Source organism: Microbacterium luticocti DSM 19459, assembly GCF_000422405.1.
Taxonomy (GTDB): domain Bacteria; phylum Actinomycetota; class Actinomycetes; order Actinomycetales; family Microbacteriaceae; genus Microbacterium; species Microbacterium luticocti.
Map to the genome: position 1 here is coordinate 47,624 of NZ_KE383825.1, position 16,293 is coordinate 63,916.

General features: G+C 70.3%; 13 protein-coding genes. 12 read left to right on the top strand and 1 reads right to left on the bottom strand.

Annotated elements, in window-relative coordinates; translation table 11 throughout:
- Window positions 1-158: 158 nt before the first annotated feature.
- The 8 genes from H577_RS0113910 to H577_RS0113945 all read left to right on the top strand — a co-directional run bounded on the left by H577_RS0113910 (window position 159) and on the right by H577_RS0113945 (window position 9,886).
- A complete protein-coding gene (locus H577_RS0113910) occupies window positions 159-1,274 on the top strand; it encodes a mannose-1-phosphate guanylyltransferase (RefSeq protein WP_029146459.1) in 1,116 nt (371 codons plus the stop codon).
- Window positions 1,275-1,470: 196 nt separating this feature from the next.
- On the top strand, window positions 1,471-2,589 hold the full coding sequence (locus H577_RS0113915; protein ID WP_029146460.1) for a BMP family lipoprotein: 1,119 nt from the start codon (window positions 1,471-1,473) through the stop codon (window positions 2,587-2,589).
- Between the two features lie 82 nt (window positions 2,590-2,671).
- The gene (locus H577_RS0113920; RefSeq protein ID WP_029146461.1) at window positions 2,672-4,189 is read left to right on the top strand and encodes an ABC transporter ATP-binding protein; all 1,518 of its coding nucleotides are present in this window, start codon (window positions 2,672-2,674) and stop codon (window positions 4,187-4,189) included.
- The gene (locus H577_RS16665; RefSeq protein WP_036285285.1) at window positions 4,186-5,550 is read left to right on the top strand and encodes an ABC transporter permease; all 1,365 of its coding nucleotides are present in this window, start codon (window positions 4,186-4,188) and stop codon (window positions 5,548-5,550) included. Before H577_RS0113920 ends, H577_RS16665 begins: the two co-directional genes overlap by 4 nt.
- Window positions 5,547-6,821 (top strand): ABC transporter permease, encoded by a 1,275-nt coding sequence (locus H577_RS0113930; protein WP_029146462.1) that lies wholly within the window; start codon window positions 5,547-5,549, stop codon window positions 6,819-6,821. The genes H577_RS16665 and H577_RS0113930 overlap by 4 nt, the downstream gene beginning before the upstream one ends.
- A 37-nt stretch (window positions 6,822-6,858) precedes the next feature.
- Window positions 6,859-7,260 (top strand): cytidine deaminase, encoded by a 402-nt coding sequence (locus H577_RS0113935; RefSeq protein WP_029146463.1) that lies wholly within the window; start codon window positions 6,859-6,861, stop codon window positions 7,258-7,260.
- A gap of 166 nt (window positions 7,261-7,426) precedes the next feature.
- Window positions 7,427-8,713, top strand: coding sequence for a thymidine phosphorylase (locus H577_RS0113940; protein ID WP_029146464.1), 1,287 nt, complete (start codon window positions 7,427-7,429; stop codon window positions 8,711-8,713).
- A 57-nt stretch (window positions 8,714-8,770) separates the two neighbouring features.
- Window positions 8,771-9,886: an adenosine deaminase gene (locus H577_RS0113945; protein ID WP_029146465.1), complete on the top strand. Its 1,116-nt coding sequence runs from the start codon at window positions 8,771-8,773 to the stop codon at window positions 9,884-9,886.
- A gap of 2 nt (window positions 9,887-9,888) precedes the next feature.
- Here H577_RS0113945 and H577_RS0113950 read toward each other — a convergent pair whose 3' ends face one another.
- Complete coding sequence (locus H577_RS0113950; RefSeq protein WP_156876668.1) at window positions 9,889-10,116, bottom strand: type 2 periplasmic-binding domain-containing protein; 228 nt, start codon at window positions 10,114-10,116, stop codon at window positions 9,889-9,891.
- Window positions 10,117-10,436: 320 nt separating this feature from the next.
- On the opposite strand from H577_RS0113950, the gene H577_RS0113955 reads away from it, so the two are divergent.
- The 4 genes from H577_RS0113955 to H577_RS0113970 are packed head-to-tail and all read left to right on the top strand — an operon-like array spanning window position 10,437 to window position 16,061.
- On the top strand, window positions 10,437-12,092 hold the full coding sequence (locus H577_RS0113955) for an ABC transporter substrate-binding protein (RefSeq protein ID WP_029146467.1): 1,656 nt from the start codon (window positions 10,437-10,439) through the stop codon (window positions 12,090-12,092).
- Window positions 12,089-14,140 carry a dipeptide ABC transporter ATP-binding protein gene (locus H577_RS18140; RefSeq protein WP_051192057.1) on the top strand — a complete coding sequence of 684 codons (2,052 nt, stop codon included), beginning with the start codon at window positions 12,089-12,091 and terminating at the stop codon, window positions 14,138-14,140. Before H577_RS0113955 ends, H577_RS18140 begins: the two co-directional genes overlap by 4 nt.
- The gene (locus H577_RS0113965) at window positions 14,137-15,072 is read left to right on the top strand and encodes an ABC transporter permease (RefSeq protein WP_029146468.1); all 936 of its coding nucleotides are present in this window, start codon (window positions 14,137-14,139) and stop codon (window positions 15,070-15,072) included. The genes H577_RS18140 and H577_RS0113965 overlap by 4 nt, the downstream gene beginning before the upstream one ends.
- Window positions 15,069-16,061, top strand: coding sequence for an ABC transporter permease (locus H577_RS0113970; RefSeq protein ID WP_029146469.1), 993 nt, complete (start codon window positions 15,069-15,071; stop codon window positions 16,059-16,061). Before H577_RS0113965 ends, H577_RS0113970 begins: the two co-directional genes overlap by 4 nt.
- Window positions 16,062-16,293 lie beyond the last annotated feature (232 nt).

Consider the following 16,293-nt stretch of genomic DNA (forward strand, 5'->3'; position numbering starts at 1 on the left):
AACTCGAGTCGGGGCTTGTTCGTGCCCCTCGAAGGCCGAACGGCCTCGGCGTCACACGGGCGCGAGCCCATCCTATTCCTCTCCTGTGGTGCGTTGCCGCTTAGGCGGGCCTTATCCGATCCCGGCAGGCCCGGCCGCACCGGGATACCCTGGTGCGCATGGCCGAGCCCGTCTCCGACTTCCACGCGATCATCCCCGCCGGCGGCATCGGCAGCCGGCTGTGGCCGCTGTCGCGTGCCGACGCGCCGAAGTTCCTGCACGATCTGACCGGGTCGGGGCACACCCTGCTGCGCGACACATGGGACCGCCTGGAGCCGCTGGCCGGACACGACCGGATCGCGGTGGTCACCGGTCGGGCCCACCGCGCCGCCGTCGAGAAGGAGCTGCCCGGCATTCCCGACCGCAACGTGATCCTCGAGTCCGAGCCACGCGATTCCACCGCGGCGATCGGGCTGGCCGCGGCGATCCTCGCCCGGCGCGAGCCCGACGTGATCGTCGGGTCGTTCGCCGCCGACCACGTCATCGGCGTGCCGCACCTGTTCGACTGGGCGGTGCGACAGGCGATCCAAATCGCCCGCGAGGGCTACATCTGCACCATCGGCATCCCGCCCACAGAGCCCTCGATCGGGTTCGGCTACATCAAGAAGGCCGACGAGCTCATCGTCGACGGCGCGCCCGAGGCCGCGCTGGTCGAGCGCTTCGTCGAGAAGCCCGACCTGGCCACCGCGAAGCAGTACTTCGCCGACCGCTCGTACCTGTGGAACGCCGGCATGTTCATCTCGCGCGCCGACGTGCTGCTGGGCGAGATCGCCGAGAACCGCCCGCAGCTGTACGCGGGGCTGATGGACCTCGCCGAGGCGTGGGACGACCGCGACGCCCGCGGCCCGGTCGTCGACCGGGTGTGGCCGACGCTCGAGAAGATCGCGATCGACTATGCGGTGGCCGAGCCGGCCGCAGAGCGGGGCCGGCTGGCGGTGGTGCCCGGGCATTTCGACTGGGACGACGTGGGCGATTTCGCCAGCCTCGCCAAGCTCAACTCGCACGGCCGCAAGAACGACCTGGCGATCCTCGGCCCGAACGCCCGCATCCTCTCCGACGCCGCCAGCGGCATCGTGGTCAGCCAGACCGATCGGGTGATCTCGCTGGTCGGGGTCAAAGACATCGTCGTCGTCGACACCCCCGACGCCCTGCTGGTGACCACCAGCGAGAACGCGCAGCGGGTCAAGGGCGTCGTTGACGCGCTCAAGCTCACCGGCCGCGGCGACGTGCTCTGACCGCAGTCGGTCGGCACGGTCGCCGGATGCCGCCGGCACGAGCGTGGGCACGGTCCCGGCCGGTTCGGGGCGCCCATCATTGCGGATCGGTAACCATTCCGGCGCACAGGCGTGCGGAATGCGCAACCGGAGTGTCACACTGGGTAACTTCGAAGCATCGCCGCGAAGGCCGCGGCCCATCTGTGTGGAGGTCGAGTTGACCATCTCTTCTGCTCGCAAGTTCGCCGGCGCCGCCATCGCCGCGGGCCTCATCGTCGCCCTCGCCGGCTGCGGCCAGGCGCCGCAGTCGAACACGCCCACCGAGGGCGGCAAGACCGCTGTCGCCGGCTTCAAGCCCTGCATCGTCTCGGACGACGGCGGGTGGAACGACAAGTCCTTCAACGAGTCGGCCAAGAACGGCATCGACAAGGCCGCCAAGGAGCTGAACGTCAAGAGCGTCGAGCTCGAGTCCAGCTCCGAGAGCGACTACGCGCCGAACATGGACAGCGCGGTCAGCCAGAACTGCACCCTGATCATCTCGGTCGGGTACAAGCTGTCGGCCGACACCATCAAGGCCGCCAAGGCCAACCCCGACCTGAACTTCGCGATCATCGACGACGGCGCCGACGCCGACCAGGACGGCAAGCCGGACGCCCCGAACATCAAGCCGATCCTGTTCAACACGGTCGAGGCGGCCTACCTCGGCGGCTACGCCGCCGCCGCGTGGTCGCACCAGGCCGGGGTCGACAAGGTCGGCACCTTCGGTGGCCTGCAGATCCCGTCGGTGTCGATCTTCATGGACGGCTTCATCGACGGCGTGCAGGGCTACAACAAGGACAACAGCGCCGACGTGAAGACGTTCGGCTGGGACGTCGCCACCCAGAAGGGCTCGTTCACCGGTGGCTTCACCGCGAACGACACCGCGAAGCAGACCGCGAAGGGCATCCTCGACCAGGGTGTGGACGTGATCCTGCCGGTCGGCGGCCCCATCTACAAGAGCGCCGCCGCCGCGATCAAGGACAGCGGCAAAGACACCGTCATGCTCGGTGTGGACTCCGACCTCGCCGTCGCCGACCCGTCGGTCGCCGACGTCACCCTGGTCTCGATCATGAAGCGCATCGACCAGGCCGTCTACGACACCGTCATGTCGGCCGCCACCGGCGACTTCGACGTCACCCCCTACATCGGCACGCTCAAGAACGACGGCGTGGGGCTGAGCAGCTTCCACGACTTCGAGAGCAAGCTGCCGCAGGGCCTGACCGACAAGCTCGACCAGCTCAAGCAGCAGATCATCTCGGGCGAGCTGAAGGTCACCTCGCAGAACTCCCCGAAGTAAGCACGTCGGCAAGAACACCGGTCGTTGAGCGGGCGCGCCGGGCGCGCCCGCTCAACGAGCGTTTCCGGATAGGGTGCACTCTATGAAGCTCGAGCTGCGGGGCGTGACGAAGCGCTTCGGAAGCCTGGTGGCCAACGACCACATCGACCTGGAGCTGCGCAGCGGTGAGATCCATGCGCTGCTCGGCGAGAACGGGGCCGGCAAATCGACCCTGATGAACGTGCTCTACGGCCTCTACCAGGCCGACGAGGGCCAGATCCTGCTCGACGGCGTCGAGCAGCATTTCCGCGGCCCGGGCGATGCCATCGCCGCCGGCATCGGCATGGTGCACCAGCATTTCATGCTCATCCCGGTGTTCACCGTCGCCGAGAACCTCATGCTCGGGCATGAAGACACCACGGCCGTCGGCATCCTGAACATCGCCAGCGCCCGCGCCCGGGTGCGTGAACTGGCCGACCGGTTCGGGTTCCAGATCGACCCGGATGCCCGCGTCGGCGACCTGCCGGTGGGCGTGCAGCAGCGCGTCGAGATCATCAAGGCGCTCGCCCACGACGCCAAGATCCTGATCTTCGACGAGCCCACCGCCGTGCTCACCCCGCAAGAGACCGACGAGTTCATGCAGATCATGCGGCAGTTGCGCGACGAGGGCACGGCCATCGTGTTCATCACGCACAAGCTGCGCGAGGTGCGCGAGGTCGCCGACCGCATCACCGTCATCCGTCTCGGAAAGGTCGTCGGCGAGGCCAGCCCCACCGCCACCAACACGGAGCTCGCCTCGATGATGGTCGGGCGGGCCGTGGAACTCACGGTGCACAAGGACCCGCCGCAGGTGCGCGAGGGCGCGGGCCTTGTGGTACGCGGACTGCACGTGCTCGCCGCCGACGGCACCGTCGTCGTCGACGACGTCGACTTCCAGGTGCGGCCCGGCGAGGTGCTCGCGATCGCCGGTGTGCAGGGCAACGGGCAGACCGAACTGGCCGAGGCCATCGTCGGCCTGCAAGAGAAGGTCACCGGCTCGATCACACTCGACGGCGAAGAGCTGGTCGGCAAGAGCGTGCGCGGCATCCTCGACGAGGGCGTCGGCTTCGTGCCCGAAGACCGTCAGGAGGACGGCCTGGTTGGTTCGTTCACGGTCGCCGAGAACCTCATCCTCGACCGCAGCGCCGACCCCGCCTTCCGCACCGCCGGCACCATCCGGCGCGGCGATCTCGACCGGTTCGCCCGCGATCGGATCGCCGAGTTCGACATCCGCACCCAGGGGCCGTCGTCGCCGGCCGGCTCGCTGTCGGGCGGCAACCAGCAGAAGGTCGTCATCGCCCGCGAGCTCAGCCGCGAGCTCAAGCTGCTGCTGGCCTCGCAGCCCACCCGCGGCGTCGACGTCGGCTCGATCGAGTTCATCCACAAGCGCATCATTGCAACGCGGGATGCCGGGGTGCCGGTCGTCGTCGTGTCCACCGAGCTCGACGAGGTCGTCGCGCTCGCCGACCGCATCGCGGTCATGTACCGCGGCGGCATCGTCGGGATCGTTCCCGCCGACACCCCCCGCGACGTGCTCGGCCTGATGATGGCCGGAGAGACCCCGACCAAGGACGCCGCATGAGCGAGAGTGTTCCCGGCCCCCAGCCCGCGGGCCTGCCGCCCGAGCAGCTGCCCACGGCATCCGGCCCCCTCACCGGTCACACCGTGCGGTCCGAGGCCGCCGGCACACCCGTGCAGGTGCCGCCCCCGCCGGCGTCCAACCGCATCATGCGCGAGATCCTGCGCGGCTCGGTGGTCACCACCATCCTCGCCATCGTCGCCTCGATGATCGTCGGCGGCATCCTCATCGCCGTCACCGACGAGAACGTGCAGAAGGCATCCGGGTATTTCTTCGCCCGCCCGCAAGACACCCTCGTCGCCATCTGGCAGGCGGTGGCAGGCGGCTACTACGCCCTGTTCCAGGGGGCGATCGTCAACCCCGAAGCGACGAGTTTCGCCCGGTTCATCCGGCCGCTGACCAACACGCTCGGCTTCGCCGCACCGCTGATCGCCGCGGGCCTGGGCGTCGCGCTGGCGTTCCGTGCAGGACTGTTCAACATCGGCGCCCGCGGCCAGATGCTCGTCGCCTGCGCGGCGGCGGCGCTGGCCACCTTCGGCCTCGACCTGCCGATGTGGATCCACCTGCCGCTGACCCTGGCCGCCGGCATCCTCGGCGGGGCGATCTGGGGCGGCATCGCCGGCCTGCTGAAGGCACGCACCGGTGCGCACGAGGTGATCCTGACGATCATGCTCAACTTCGTGGCGCTGTACCTGGTGCGCTGGATGATCCGCACCCCGGAGCTGCTGCAGAAGCCCGGCACGAACCAGCCGATCTCGGCGCCCACCCCCGACTCGGCGCAGTTCCCGTCGCTGTTCGGGGCGCAGTTCCCGCTGCTGAACTGGGGCTTCCCGGTCGTGATCGTGGCCACCCTGATCGTCTGGTGGCTGATCGAGCATTCCAGCCTCGGCTTCCGGCTGCGCGCGGTCGGTGAGAATCCGCACGCCGCGCGGGCGGCCGGCATCAGTGTGCCGCGCATGTACGTGTACGCGATGCTGTTCGCCGGCGGACTGGCGGGCCTGGCCGGCATGAACCAGATCCTCGGCTCGGTGACCACCGGGTTCGGCGACGGCATCGACGCCGGCATCGGATTCGACGCGATCACCGTGGCGCTTCTCGGCCGCAGCCGCGCGTGGGGCACGTTCTGGGCGGGCCTGCTGTTCGGCGCGCTGAAGGCGGGATCGTTCACGATGCAGGCGGCGCAGGGCATCCCGGTCGACATCGTGCTGGTGGTGGAGTCGATGATCGTGCTGTTCATCGCCGCCCCGCCGCTGGTGCGCACGATCTTCTTCCTGCCCAAGGACGACAGTGACCGGTCGGCGAAGGGGCGCGCCAAGGCCGCCCGCAAACGCGCGGCCGTGGACGGCAAGGCGGTGGCCTCATGACCACGACGACGGCCCCGGCGGGTGCGGCCCCGACCATCGTGCGCACCCGCAAGCTGAAGGTGCCGATCACCCTCACCGTCGTGACGGTGCTGCTCGGGCTGCTGTTCGTGCTCTCGCCGGTGGCAGGGCAGAGCGTCTTCCGCATCAGCGACGGCATCGCGTTCGCGATCCCCGACATCCACCTGCCGTCGGCGCCGACGATCTGGGTCGTCTGGGCGGCGCTGGTCGTGCTCACCGCCTGGGCGTGGTGGGATGCCGTCGGCTACCGCCGCACCGGACTGTGGCTGCCGATCGTGTATGCCGTGCTCGGCATGTTCGCCTTCCTCGCCTGGGCGGCGCAGGACGGCGGCGTGGTGCCGGTGGCGGGCACACTCGCCGGGGCGCTGTCGCTGTCGGTGCCGCTGGTGTACGGCGCGTTGGCCGGCGTCATCGGCGAGCGCGGCGGCGTGGTCAACATCGCCATCGAAGGTCAGCTGCTGCTGGGCGCGTTCACCGCCGTGATGCTCTCGAGCCTGACCCACAACCCGTTCGTCGGGCTGGTCGGCGCGATGATCGGCGGGATGCTCGTCGCGTTCGTGCTGGCGGCGTTCGCGATCCGGTACCTGGTCGACCAGATCATCGTCGGCGTGGTGCTGAACGTGCTGGTGTCGGGCCTGACCGGGTTCTTGTACGGCGCGCTGCTGGCGCCCAACGAGGCCACGTTGAACAACGCCGTCACCTTCCCGAACTGGAAGATCCCGCTGCTGGGTGACATCCCGGTGATCGGCCCGGTGCTGTTCCACCAGACGTTCATCGTCTACCTCATGTACGTGGTCGTCGCCGTGGTGGCGTGGGGGATGTACCGCACCAAGTGGGGATTGCGCCTGCGCGCGGTCGGCGAGCATCCACAAGCCGCCGACACGGTCGGCATCAAGGTCAACCCGACGCGGTTCTGGAACGTGCTGCTGGCCGGCGCGATCGCCGGCATCGGCGGTGCCTACTTCACCCTGGTGTCGGTGCCGCAGTTCACCAAGGACATGACCGCGGGTCTGGGCTTCATCGCCCTGGCCGCGGTGATCTTCGGCGGTTGGGACCCGCTGCGCGCCACCCTGGCCGCGCTGCTGTTCGGCTTCGCCACCAACCTGCAGAACCTGCTCACGGTGCTGAAGACCCCGATCCCCAGCGAGTTCATGCTGATGCTGCCATACGTCGTGACGATCCTGGCGGTGGCCGGGTTCGCCGGGCAGATCAAGGCGCCGGCGGCCGACGGAAAGCCGTACATCAAGGGATGACCGCGGCTGCGGCATCCGTTCTTCGGAGGAATCGAACGTGACCGACATCGACTGGGGCGCCCTGCACGACGCGGCCCGCGAGGCGTCGCAGTACGCGTACGTGCCGTATTCGCGGTACCGCGTCGGCGCCGCCGCGCTGGTGACCGACGGGCGCATCATCGCCGGCTGCAACGTCGAGAACGCCTCGTACGGCCTGACGCTGTGCGCCGAGTGCGGGCTGGTCAGCGAGCTGCACCTCTCGGGCGGCGGGCAGCTCGTCGCGTTCGTGTGCGTGAACGGCGACGGCGAGACGATCATGCCGTGCGGCCGGTGCCGGCAACTGCTGTACGAGCACGCGATCCCCGGGATGCTGCTGGACACCGTGTCGGGCGTGCGCAGCATCGACGAGGTGCTGCCCGACGCGTTCGGCCCGCGCGATCTCGAGGGCATCGGCCGTTGAGCGCTGTTGTCAAGCGCTGTTCACACACCCGGCGGATGCAGCGGATCGACACGGTTCGCCGACCCGCGACCCATCCGGTCTCGGTCGCTCGGTGCGCCGGCCCGGGCGTTGCGTGGGCGGCGCACAGCGACACGCGCAGCAGAGTGGCACGACGGAAGGAACCGCGATGACAGAGCCCTTCGACGCCGTCGATGTGATCCGCGCGCAGCGCGACCGCACCGGCCTTCACCCCGACGCGCTGCGCTGGATGGTCGACGCCTACACCCGCGAGTACGTCACCGACGCACAGATGGCCGCGTTCGCGATGGCGGTGCTGCTGAACGGCATGGCGCGCGACGAGATCCGTGTCATGACCGACGCCATGATCGCCTCGGGCGAGCGGATGAGCTTCTCGGGGCTGGGTAAGCCCACCGTCGACAAGCACTCCACCGGGGGCGTGGGCGACAAGATCACACTGCCGCTGGCGCCGCTGGTGGCCTCGTTCGGCGTCGCCGTGCCGCAGCTGAGCGGCCGCGGGCTCGGGCACACCGGCGGCACCCTCGACAAGCTCGAGTCCATCCCCGGATGGCGGGCCGCGCTGTCGAACGACGAGATGACCGCGCAGCTGCGCGAGATCGGCGCCGTGATCTGCGCGGCCGGCGCCGGCCTCGCTCCCGCCGACAAGCGCCTGTACGCGCTGCGCGACGTCACCGGCACCGTCGAGGCGGTGCCGCTGATCGCCTCGAGCATCATGTCGAAGAAGATCGCCGAGGGCACCTCGTCGCTCGTGCTCGACGTCAAGGTCGGCACGGGCGCGTTCATGCACGACCTCGACCGGGCCCGTGAACTGGCCCGCACCATGGTCGAGCTCGGTGCCGACTCGGGGGTGGCCACCACCGCCCTGATCACCGGCATGGACACCCCGCTCGGGCGTGCCATCGGCAACGCGAACGAGGTGCGCGAATCGGTCGAGGTGCTCGCCGGCGGCGGCCCCGCCGACGTGGTCGAGCTGACCGTGACCCTCGCCCGCGAGATGCTGGCCCTCGCCGGACAGCCCGACGCCGACGTCGAGGCGGCACTGAAGGACGGCCGCGCGATGGACGTGTGGCGGGCGATGATCCGCGCACAGGACGGCGACCCCGATGCGCCGCTGCCGACCCCGCGCGAGACGCACACTGTCACCGCGCCGTCCGACGGCTTCGTCACCGAACTGGACGCCTGGGGCTTCGGCATCGCGGCGTGGCGGCTGGGCGCGGGCCGTGCCCGGCCGCAGGACCCGGTGGTGCACGAGGCCGGCATCGACCTGCACGTGCAGCGCGGCGACGCGGTCACGGCCGGGCAGCCGTTGTTCACCCTCGGTGCCCGCGACGCCGACCGCATCCCGCGCGCCCTGCAGGCGCTCGAGGGGGCGTGGACCATCGGCGCATCCGCGCCCGAGGTGGCCCCCATCGTGCGCGAGAAGATCACCGCGTAGGCTTCGGGTGCCGCGCGGCACGCGGCATCCGTCACCGTCTTCGTCCCAAGGAGGATCATGCCCATCGACCAGAACGGCGACGCCCGCATCGGCGGCGTCTCGCTGCGCAGCCTGCCCAAGGTGTCGCTGCACGATCACCTCGACGGCGGGCTGCGGCCGGCCACGATCATCGAGCTGGCCGACGCGGCCGGTGTCGCGGTGCCCGTCACCGACCCGGCCGGGCTCGGCGAGTGGTTCGCGCGGCAGAGCGACTCGGGGTCGCTCGTGGAGTATCTGAAGACGTTCGACCTGACGTGTGCGGTCATGCAGACCCGCGAGGGGCTGACCCGGGTGGCGCGCGAGTTCGTCGACGACCTGGTCGCCGACGGGGTCGTGTACGGCGAGGTGCGCTGGGCGCCCGAGCAACACCTGGCCGGCGGGCTGAGCCTGGACGAGGCGGTCGCCGCCGTGCAGGACGGTCTGGAACAGGGGGAGGATGCCGCGGCCGCGGCCGGTCACGACATCCGGGTCGGGCAGCTGATCACCGCCATGCGGCACACCGACCGGTCGCTTGAGATCGCGAAGCTGGCCGTGTCGTGGCGCGACCGCGGCGCCGTCGGGTTCGACATCGCCGGGCCAGAGGACGGTTTTCCGCCGGCGCGACACCGCGCCGCGTTCGACTATCTGGCGGCCGAGTTCTTCCCCGCCACGGTGCACGCCGGCGAGGCGGCCGGGCTCGAGTCGATCCGTTCGGCGCTGCTCGACGGCCGTGCCCTGCGGCTCGGGCACGGGGTGCGCATCGCCGAAGACCTCGAGGTCGTCGGCCGCGACGGCGAGGACGTGCAGGTGCGCTTCGGCGACCTGGCGGCGTGGGTGCGCGACCGCGAGATCCCGCTCGAGCTCTCGCCCAGCTCCAACCTGCAGACCGGGGCGATCGCCGCGTGGGGCACCGAGCTGGCCGACCACCCGTTCGACCTGCTGTACCAGCTCGGGTTCGCCGTGACGGTGAACGTCGACAACCGCACCATGAGTCGCACCTCGCTCACCCGCGAGCTGGCACTGCTGGCCGAGACGTTCGACTACGACCTCGCCGACCTGGAGATGTTCCAGCTCAACGCCGCCGCCGGCGCGTTCCTGCCGGTCGAGGAGCGCGAGGAACTCATCGGGATCATCTCCGACGGCTACGCCGGGTAGCGTCAGGCCGCGGCGCCCAGCGCCTCCACACAGAGAGCGATGATGCGCTCCAGCCGGTGCGACAGGTGCCGCTGCGCCGGGTGCGCGAGATAGACCCCGACGCCGTCTTCGAGGTCCTCGGCGAGGGGCCGCGACACTACGGTGAGCCCGTCGTACGTGACATCCATCGCGGGCCGCTGCATGAGCACCGAGACCTCGTCTCGGCTCGGCCCCACGGGTTTGGGGCGCATCTGTGCGTTCGGGGCGCATCTGTGCACCCGTTCGCGCACGAATCCGCCCCAAACCGAGCCGGCCCGCCGGCGGATGACGGTGTGTGTCGGCTGATCCGGGTGCCGGACGGCAGTTCGTGTCGGCCGGCCCGGGGTGCCGGACGGCGGTTCGTGTCAGTCGATCCGGGCGGCGGATGACGGTGTGCGTCGGCCGATCCGGGGCGGTGGATGTCGGCCCGTGTCGGCCGATCCGGGCGGCAGATGACGGTGCGTGTCGACCGATTCCGGGAATACGCTGAGCGGGTGGCACGCTGGCCTTTACCGACGACACAAGGAGCCCCATGAGACGACACGTGGTGGCGGCCGTATCCCTGGCCGCAGTGACCGCCCTCGCCCTGACCGCCTGCTCGGGCGGCGGAGGCGCGGCCAAGACCGCCGAGAAGGGCGGGACGCTGACGATCCTGACCTCGGCGACCCAGATCGACCTGGATCCGGCGAAGAGCCAGAACCTCGCGATCACCACGCTCGGCCTCATCGAGCGTCGCCTGACCACGTGGGACATCCAGCCCGGCCAGCCCGCCAAGGTCGTGCCCGATCTGGCCACCGACACCGGGACGGCCACCGACGACGGCAAGACCTGGACGTACACGCTCAAGGACGGGCTGAAGTTCGCCGACGGCACCCCGATCACCTCGAAGGACATCAAGTACGGCATCGAGCGCTCGTTCGCGCCCGAGCTGTCGGGCGGCCTCGGCTACCACAAGTCGCTGCTGATCGGTGGTGAGGCGTACAAGGGCCCGTTCACCGGTGGCGATCTCGCCTCGATCGAGACCCCCGACGACAAGACCATCGTGTTCCACCTGAACGCACCGTACGGCGACTGGCCCTGGATCGCCTCGATGCCCGCGTTCGCCCCGGTGCCCAAGGCCAAGGACGACCCCAAGACGTACGGCCAGAACCCGGTTGCGACCGGCCCCTACCAGGTCAAGTCCAACAAGCAGGGCACAGCACTGGAGCTGGAACGCAACCCGAACTGGAGCAAGGCGACCGACCCGGTGCGCACCGCCGGCCCTGACACGATCGTGTTCAAAGAGAGCCAGGACCCCTCGACCAGCACGCAGACGCTGATCAGCGACGCGGGTAGCGCGAAGGACTCGTTCCTGGCCACCTATCTCGGTGCCGCCGAGCTGAACCTGGTGAACCGCAACCCCGACGCCAAGAAGCGTCTGGCCACCAGTGACGCCGGTCCCATCACCTACCTGGCCATGAACACGCAGCGCGGGGCCCTGAAGGACCTCAAGGTGCGTCAGGCGATCGAGTACGCCGTCGACCCGAAGGCGTTCATCATCGCCCAGGGCGGCAGCCAGGCCGCGATCCGGGCCACGACGCTGATCACCCCCGGCATCCCGGGCCGTGAGGAGTTCGACCTGTACCCGACCGGCGACGACGGCGACGTCGCCAAGGCCACGCAGTTGCTGGCCGAGGCCGGGCACGCCGACGACCTCAAGCTGACGCTGTGGGCGGCGAACGACGATTCGGCCCAGGCGCAGGCGCAAGCCCTCGAGCAGGGTATCGAGCGTGCCGGCATCCAGGTCACCATCAAGCCGATGGATGTCACCACCATGTACACCGAGGCGACCGGCGACGATCCCGACTACGACCTCATCCTGGGTGGCTGGCAGCCCGACTTCCCCAGCGCGAACGGCAACATCCAGCCGCTGTTCGACTCCAGCCAGATCGGCGGGGGCGGGTACAACCTCGCCCGCTATTCGAACCCCGAGGTCGACAAGCTGATCGACCAGGCCACCGCCGCCGTCGACCAGGCCACCGCGCAGCAGCTGTGGGCGCAGGCCGACAAGCGCATCATGCAGGACGCCCCGGTGGTGCCGCTGACCTATGCCAAGCAGTCGTTCCTGCGCGGCGGCGACGTCGAGAACTTCTTCGTCGCGTCGTTCCCGGCCTATCCGAACTATCTGACGGTCACCCTGAAACAGTGACCGCCGGCGCTGAACCGGTGCTGTCGGCGGATGCGGTGCGCATCGCCTTCGCCGACAGCACCGACACCGAACCCCGAACCGTCGTCGACGGGGTGGGGTTCGACCTGTACCCCGGACGCGTGCTCGCCCTGGTCGGCGAATCCGGCTCGGGTAAATCGGTCACCGCCATGTCGGTGCTCGGGCTGCTACCCGCGAACGCCCGCGTGGGCGGCAGCATCCGCCTGCAGCGACAGCAGCTGGTCGGCGCCTCGCCCGCGACGCTGCGTGCGGTGCGCGGCGGCCGCATCGGCACGATCTTCCAAGAGCCGATGACCGCGTTCGACCCGGTGTACACGATCGGCTGGCAGATCGCCGAGGCACTGGGCGCGCATCGACGGATGCCACGGCCCGCAGTCCGCGAACGGGTGCACGAACTGCTGGCCTCGGTGGGCGTGCGCGATGTCGCCCGGGTCGCCGCCGCCCACCCGCACGAGCTGTCGGGCGGGCAGCTGCAGCGCGCGATGATCGCGATGGCGATCTCGTGCGACCCGGCCGTGCTCATCGCCGATGAGCCCACGACGGCTCTGGATGTCACCGTGCAGGCCGGCATCCTCGAACTCATCCGGCGGCTGCGCGACGAACGCGACGTCGCCGTGCTGCTGATCACCCACGACATGGGCGTGGTCGCCGACATCGCCGACGACGTCGTGGTCATGCGCGCAGGCTCGGTCGTCGAGCGTGCCGACGTGCGCACCCTGTTCGCCGCGCCGCAGGCTGAGTACACGCGCACGCTGCTGAACGCCGTACCGCGCCTGGACCGGCCCGCACAGGCCGGCTCGGCCGATGCCACCGCGGCCGCGGCCGGGGAGCCGGCCGGTCGGCCGGCGCCGGCCGAGGGTGCGGATAGGCCCGCACCGGCCGAGGGAGCCGGCCGGCCCGCACCGGCCGAGGACGCTGGCCTGCCTCCACTGGGCCAGAGAGCCGGGCGGTCTGCACCGGCCGAGGGAGCCGGTCGGCCTGCACCGGGCCAGGGAGCCGGTCGGCCTGCACCGGGTCAGGGAGCCGGGCGGTCTGCATCCGGTCAGGGAGCCGGCCGGCCTGCACCGGCCGAGGACGCCGGCCAGTCCGCACCGGCGGTTGCCATCGGCTCGTCGGAGCCGACTCATCCCAGCCTGCCCGCGCCGGCCGCCACCGGCGCCGACGAAGCCGCCCGGGCCGAGGCATCCACACCCGAACCCGTGGTGACCGTGCAGGACGTGTCGATCGTCTACGGCGGATCCGGCTGGGGACGCCGCCCGGTGCACGCCGTGCAGGACGCGAGCTTCACCATCGCGCCCGGCCGCACCTTCGGCCTGGTGGGGGAGTCGGGGTCGGGCAAGTCCACGCTCGGCAAGGCACTCGCGGGCCTGGTGCCGGTGGCCACCGGCTCGGTGCGGGTCGACGGCGTCGACCTGGCCGTGGCATCCCGTCGCATGCTGCGCGAGGTGCGCAGCGGCATCGGATACGTGTTCCAGGATCCGGCGTCGTCGCTGAACCCGCGCGGCACGGTCGGCCGGGCGATCGCCGAGCCGCTGCGCCTGCACGGCGACATGGATGCCTCGGGCCGACGCGCGCGCGTCGCCGAACTGCTCGACGCGGTCGCGCTGCCGGCCTCGTATGCGGAGCGGTACCCGCACGAGCTGTCGGGCGGTCAGCGGCAGCGGGTCGCGATCGCGCGCGCCGTCGCGTTGCATCCGGTACTGCTGATCGCCGACGAGCCCACCAGCGCGTTGGACGTGTCGGTGCAGGCCCAGGTGCTCGAGCTGTTCGTGCGGCTGCAGCACGAGTTCGGATTCGCGTCGCTGTTCGTCAGCCACGACCTCGCGGTCGTGCAGGAGGTCGCGCACGAGGTGGCGGTGATGGAACGCGGGCGCATCGTCGAGGCGGGGCCGGCGCGGCGCCTGCTCACCGATCCGGCCGAGCCGTACACGCGGCGGCTGCTGGCGGCCGCCCCGGTGGCCGACCCCGTCGCGCAGGCCGAGCGCCGCGAGGCGTGGCTGCGTCTGACCGGCGGGGAGGCGGTGGCATGACCGTCGCGAACACGGTCGAAGGCACCGGCATCCCCTCTCGTCGCACCGGGTTCCGGCACGTGCTGGTGTCGGTGCTGCGCGACCCGTGGGCGTGCACCGGCGCCGTCGTGATCGTCGTGTTCGTGCTGGCGGCGGTGTGCGCGCCGCTGTTGACCGCGATCACCGGGCAGAACCCGTACACCTACCACCTCGACCTGCTCGACGACTCGGGCGCGCCGCTCGGGTTCGGCGGCGGCATCAGCGCCACGCACTGGTTCGGGGTCGAGCCGCTGACCGGCCGTGACCTGTTCTCGATCGTGGTGTACGGCGCGCGCATCTCGCTGCTGGTGGGCATCAGCGCCACGGTCCTGTCGGTGCTGACCGGGGTGCTGGTGGGGCTGACCACCGGGTTCTTCGGCGGCTGGTACGACAAGCTGGCCGGCCGGGTGGTGGACGTGATGTTCGGTTTTCCGGTGCTGGTGTTCATGATCGCGCTCACCGCGATCGTGCCCACCGCCTTCCCGAGGCCGTTGTTCATGATCCTCGTGATCGGGTTCTTCGGATGGCCCGGCATCTCACGCGTCGTGCGCGGGCAGGTGCTGTCACTGCGCGAACGGGCGTTCGTGACGGCATCCACCGCCATGGGGGCGGGCGGATGGCGCGTGGCGTTCACGCAGGTGCTGCCGAACGTGTCGGCCACGATCATCGTGTACACGACGATCCTGGTGCCGTCGATGATCGGTTTCGAGGCGGCGCTGTCGTTCTTGGGCGTGGGGGTGCCGCCGCCGACGCCCAGCTGGGGTCGGACGATCGGTGAGGCCGTGGGATGGGTGCAGGTCAGCCCGATGTACCTGGTGTTCCCCGGCGCGGCGCTGTTCTTGATCACACTGGCGTTCAACGTGCTCGGCGACGGGCTGCGCGACGCGCTCGACCCGCGGGGAGGCCGCCCGTGACCCGGTTCGTGATCCAGCGTGTGATCGGGATGCTGGTGGTGCTGCTGGTGGTCGCCGTCGTCTCGTTCGCGGTGTTCTACCTGCTGCCGGCCAACCCCGCACAGCTCAGCTGCGGCAAGCCGTGCACGCCCGAGAACCTCCAGCGGGCCAAGGAGTTCATGGGCACGAACCTGCCGTGGTGGCAGCAGTTGGGCGCGTTCCTGTGGGGGATCGTCGCCGGGCGCACCTTCGGAGACGGGGATGCCGCCGTCTCGTGCGCGGCGCCCTGCTTCGGCTACTCGTTCCAGCAGAACGCCTCGGTCACCGAGCTGATCGCGTCGCGGTTCCCGGTGTCGGCCTCGATCGCCGTGGGCGCGGCCGTGCTGTGGCTGATCCTCGGCGTGGCCGGCGGGGTGGTCTCGGCGTTGCGGCGCGGCACCTGGATCGACCGCAGCGTGATGACCCTGTCGATCGCGGGCGTGTCGGCGCCCAGCTACCTGGTCGGGCTGCTGGCGATCCTGCTGTTCGGGTTCACCCTGCAATGGCTGCCCACCGGCGGGTACGTGCCGCTGAGCGAAGACCCGGCGCAGTGGTTGCTGCACCTGGTGCTGCCGTGGTGCACGCTCGCGTTCATCAGCGCGGCGATCTACGCCCGCCTCACCCGCGGCGAGATGATCGAATCGATGGGGCAGGACTACATCCGTACCGCCCGGGCCAAGGGGCTCGGCGAGCCGCGCGTGGTGGTCCGGCACGGACTTCGCAACGCGATCATCCCCGTCGTGACGATCTTCGGACTCGACCTCGGGGCGCTGCTGGGCGGGACCGTGATCGCCGAGAAGGTGTTCTCGATGCAAGGACTGGGCGCGATGCTGATCGACGCCGTGCACACCCTCGACCTCCAGCTGGTCGTGGGGTTCACCCTGTTCTCGGCGTTCTTGATCGTCGTGGCCAACTTCATCGTCGACCTGCTGTACGGCTTCGTCGACCCCCGGGTCAAAGCCGGCGCCTGACCCGTCAGGCCCGGGTGGCGCCTCCGCCTCTCCCCGTCCCCGTCCCCGTCCCCCTCCCCGCTTTCCGGGTTTGGGGCGCATTTGTGCGTTTGGGGCGGATTTGTGCAGCCGAAACCGCACAAATCCGCCCCAAACCGAGGCGATGACCCCTGCCCATCGACGCCTCCACAGGCCCGACCAGGCCGCGAGTTGTCCACGGATCCGGGTAGACCCCCGCGGCGGTCCCGGCGAC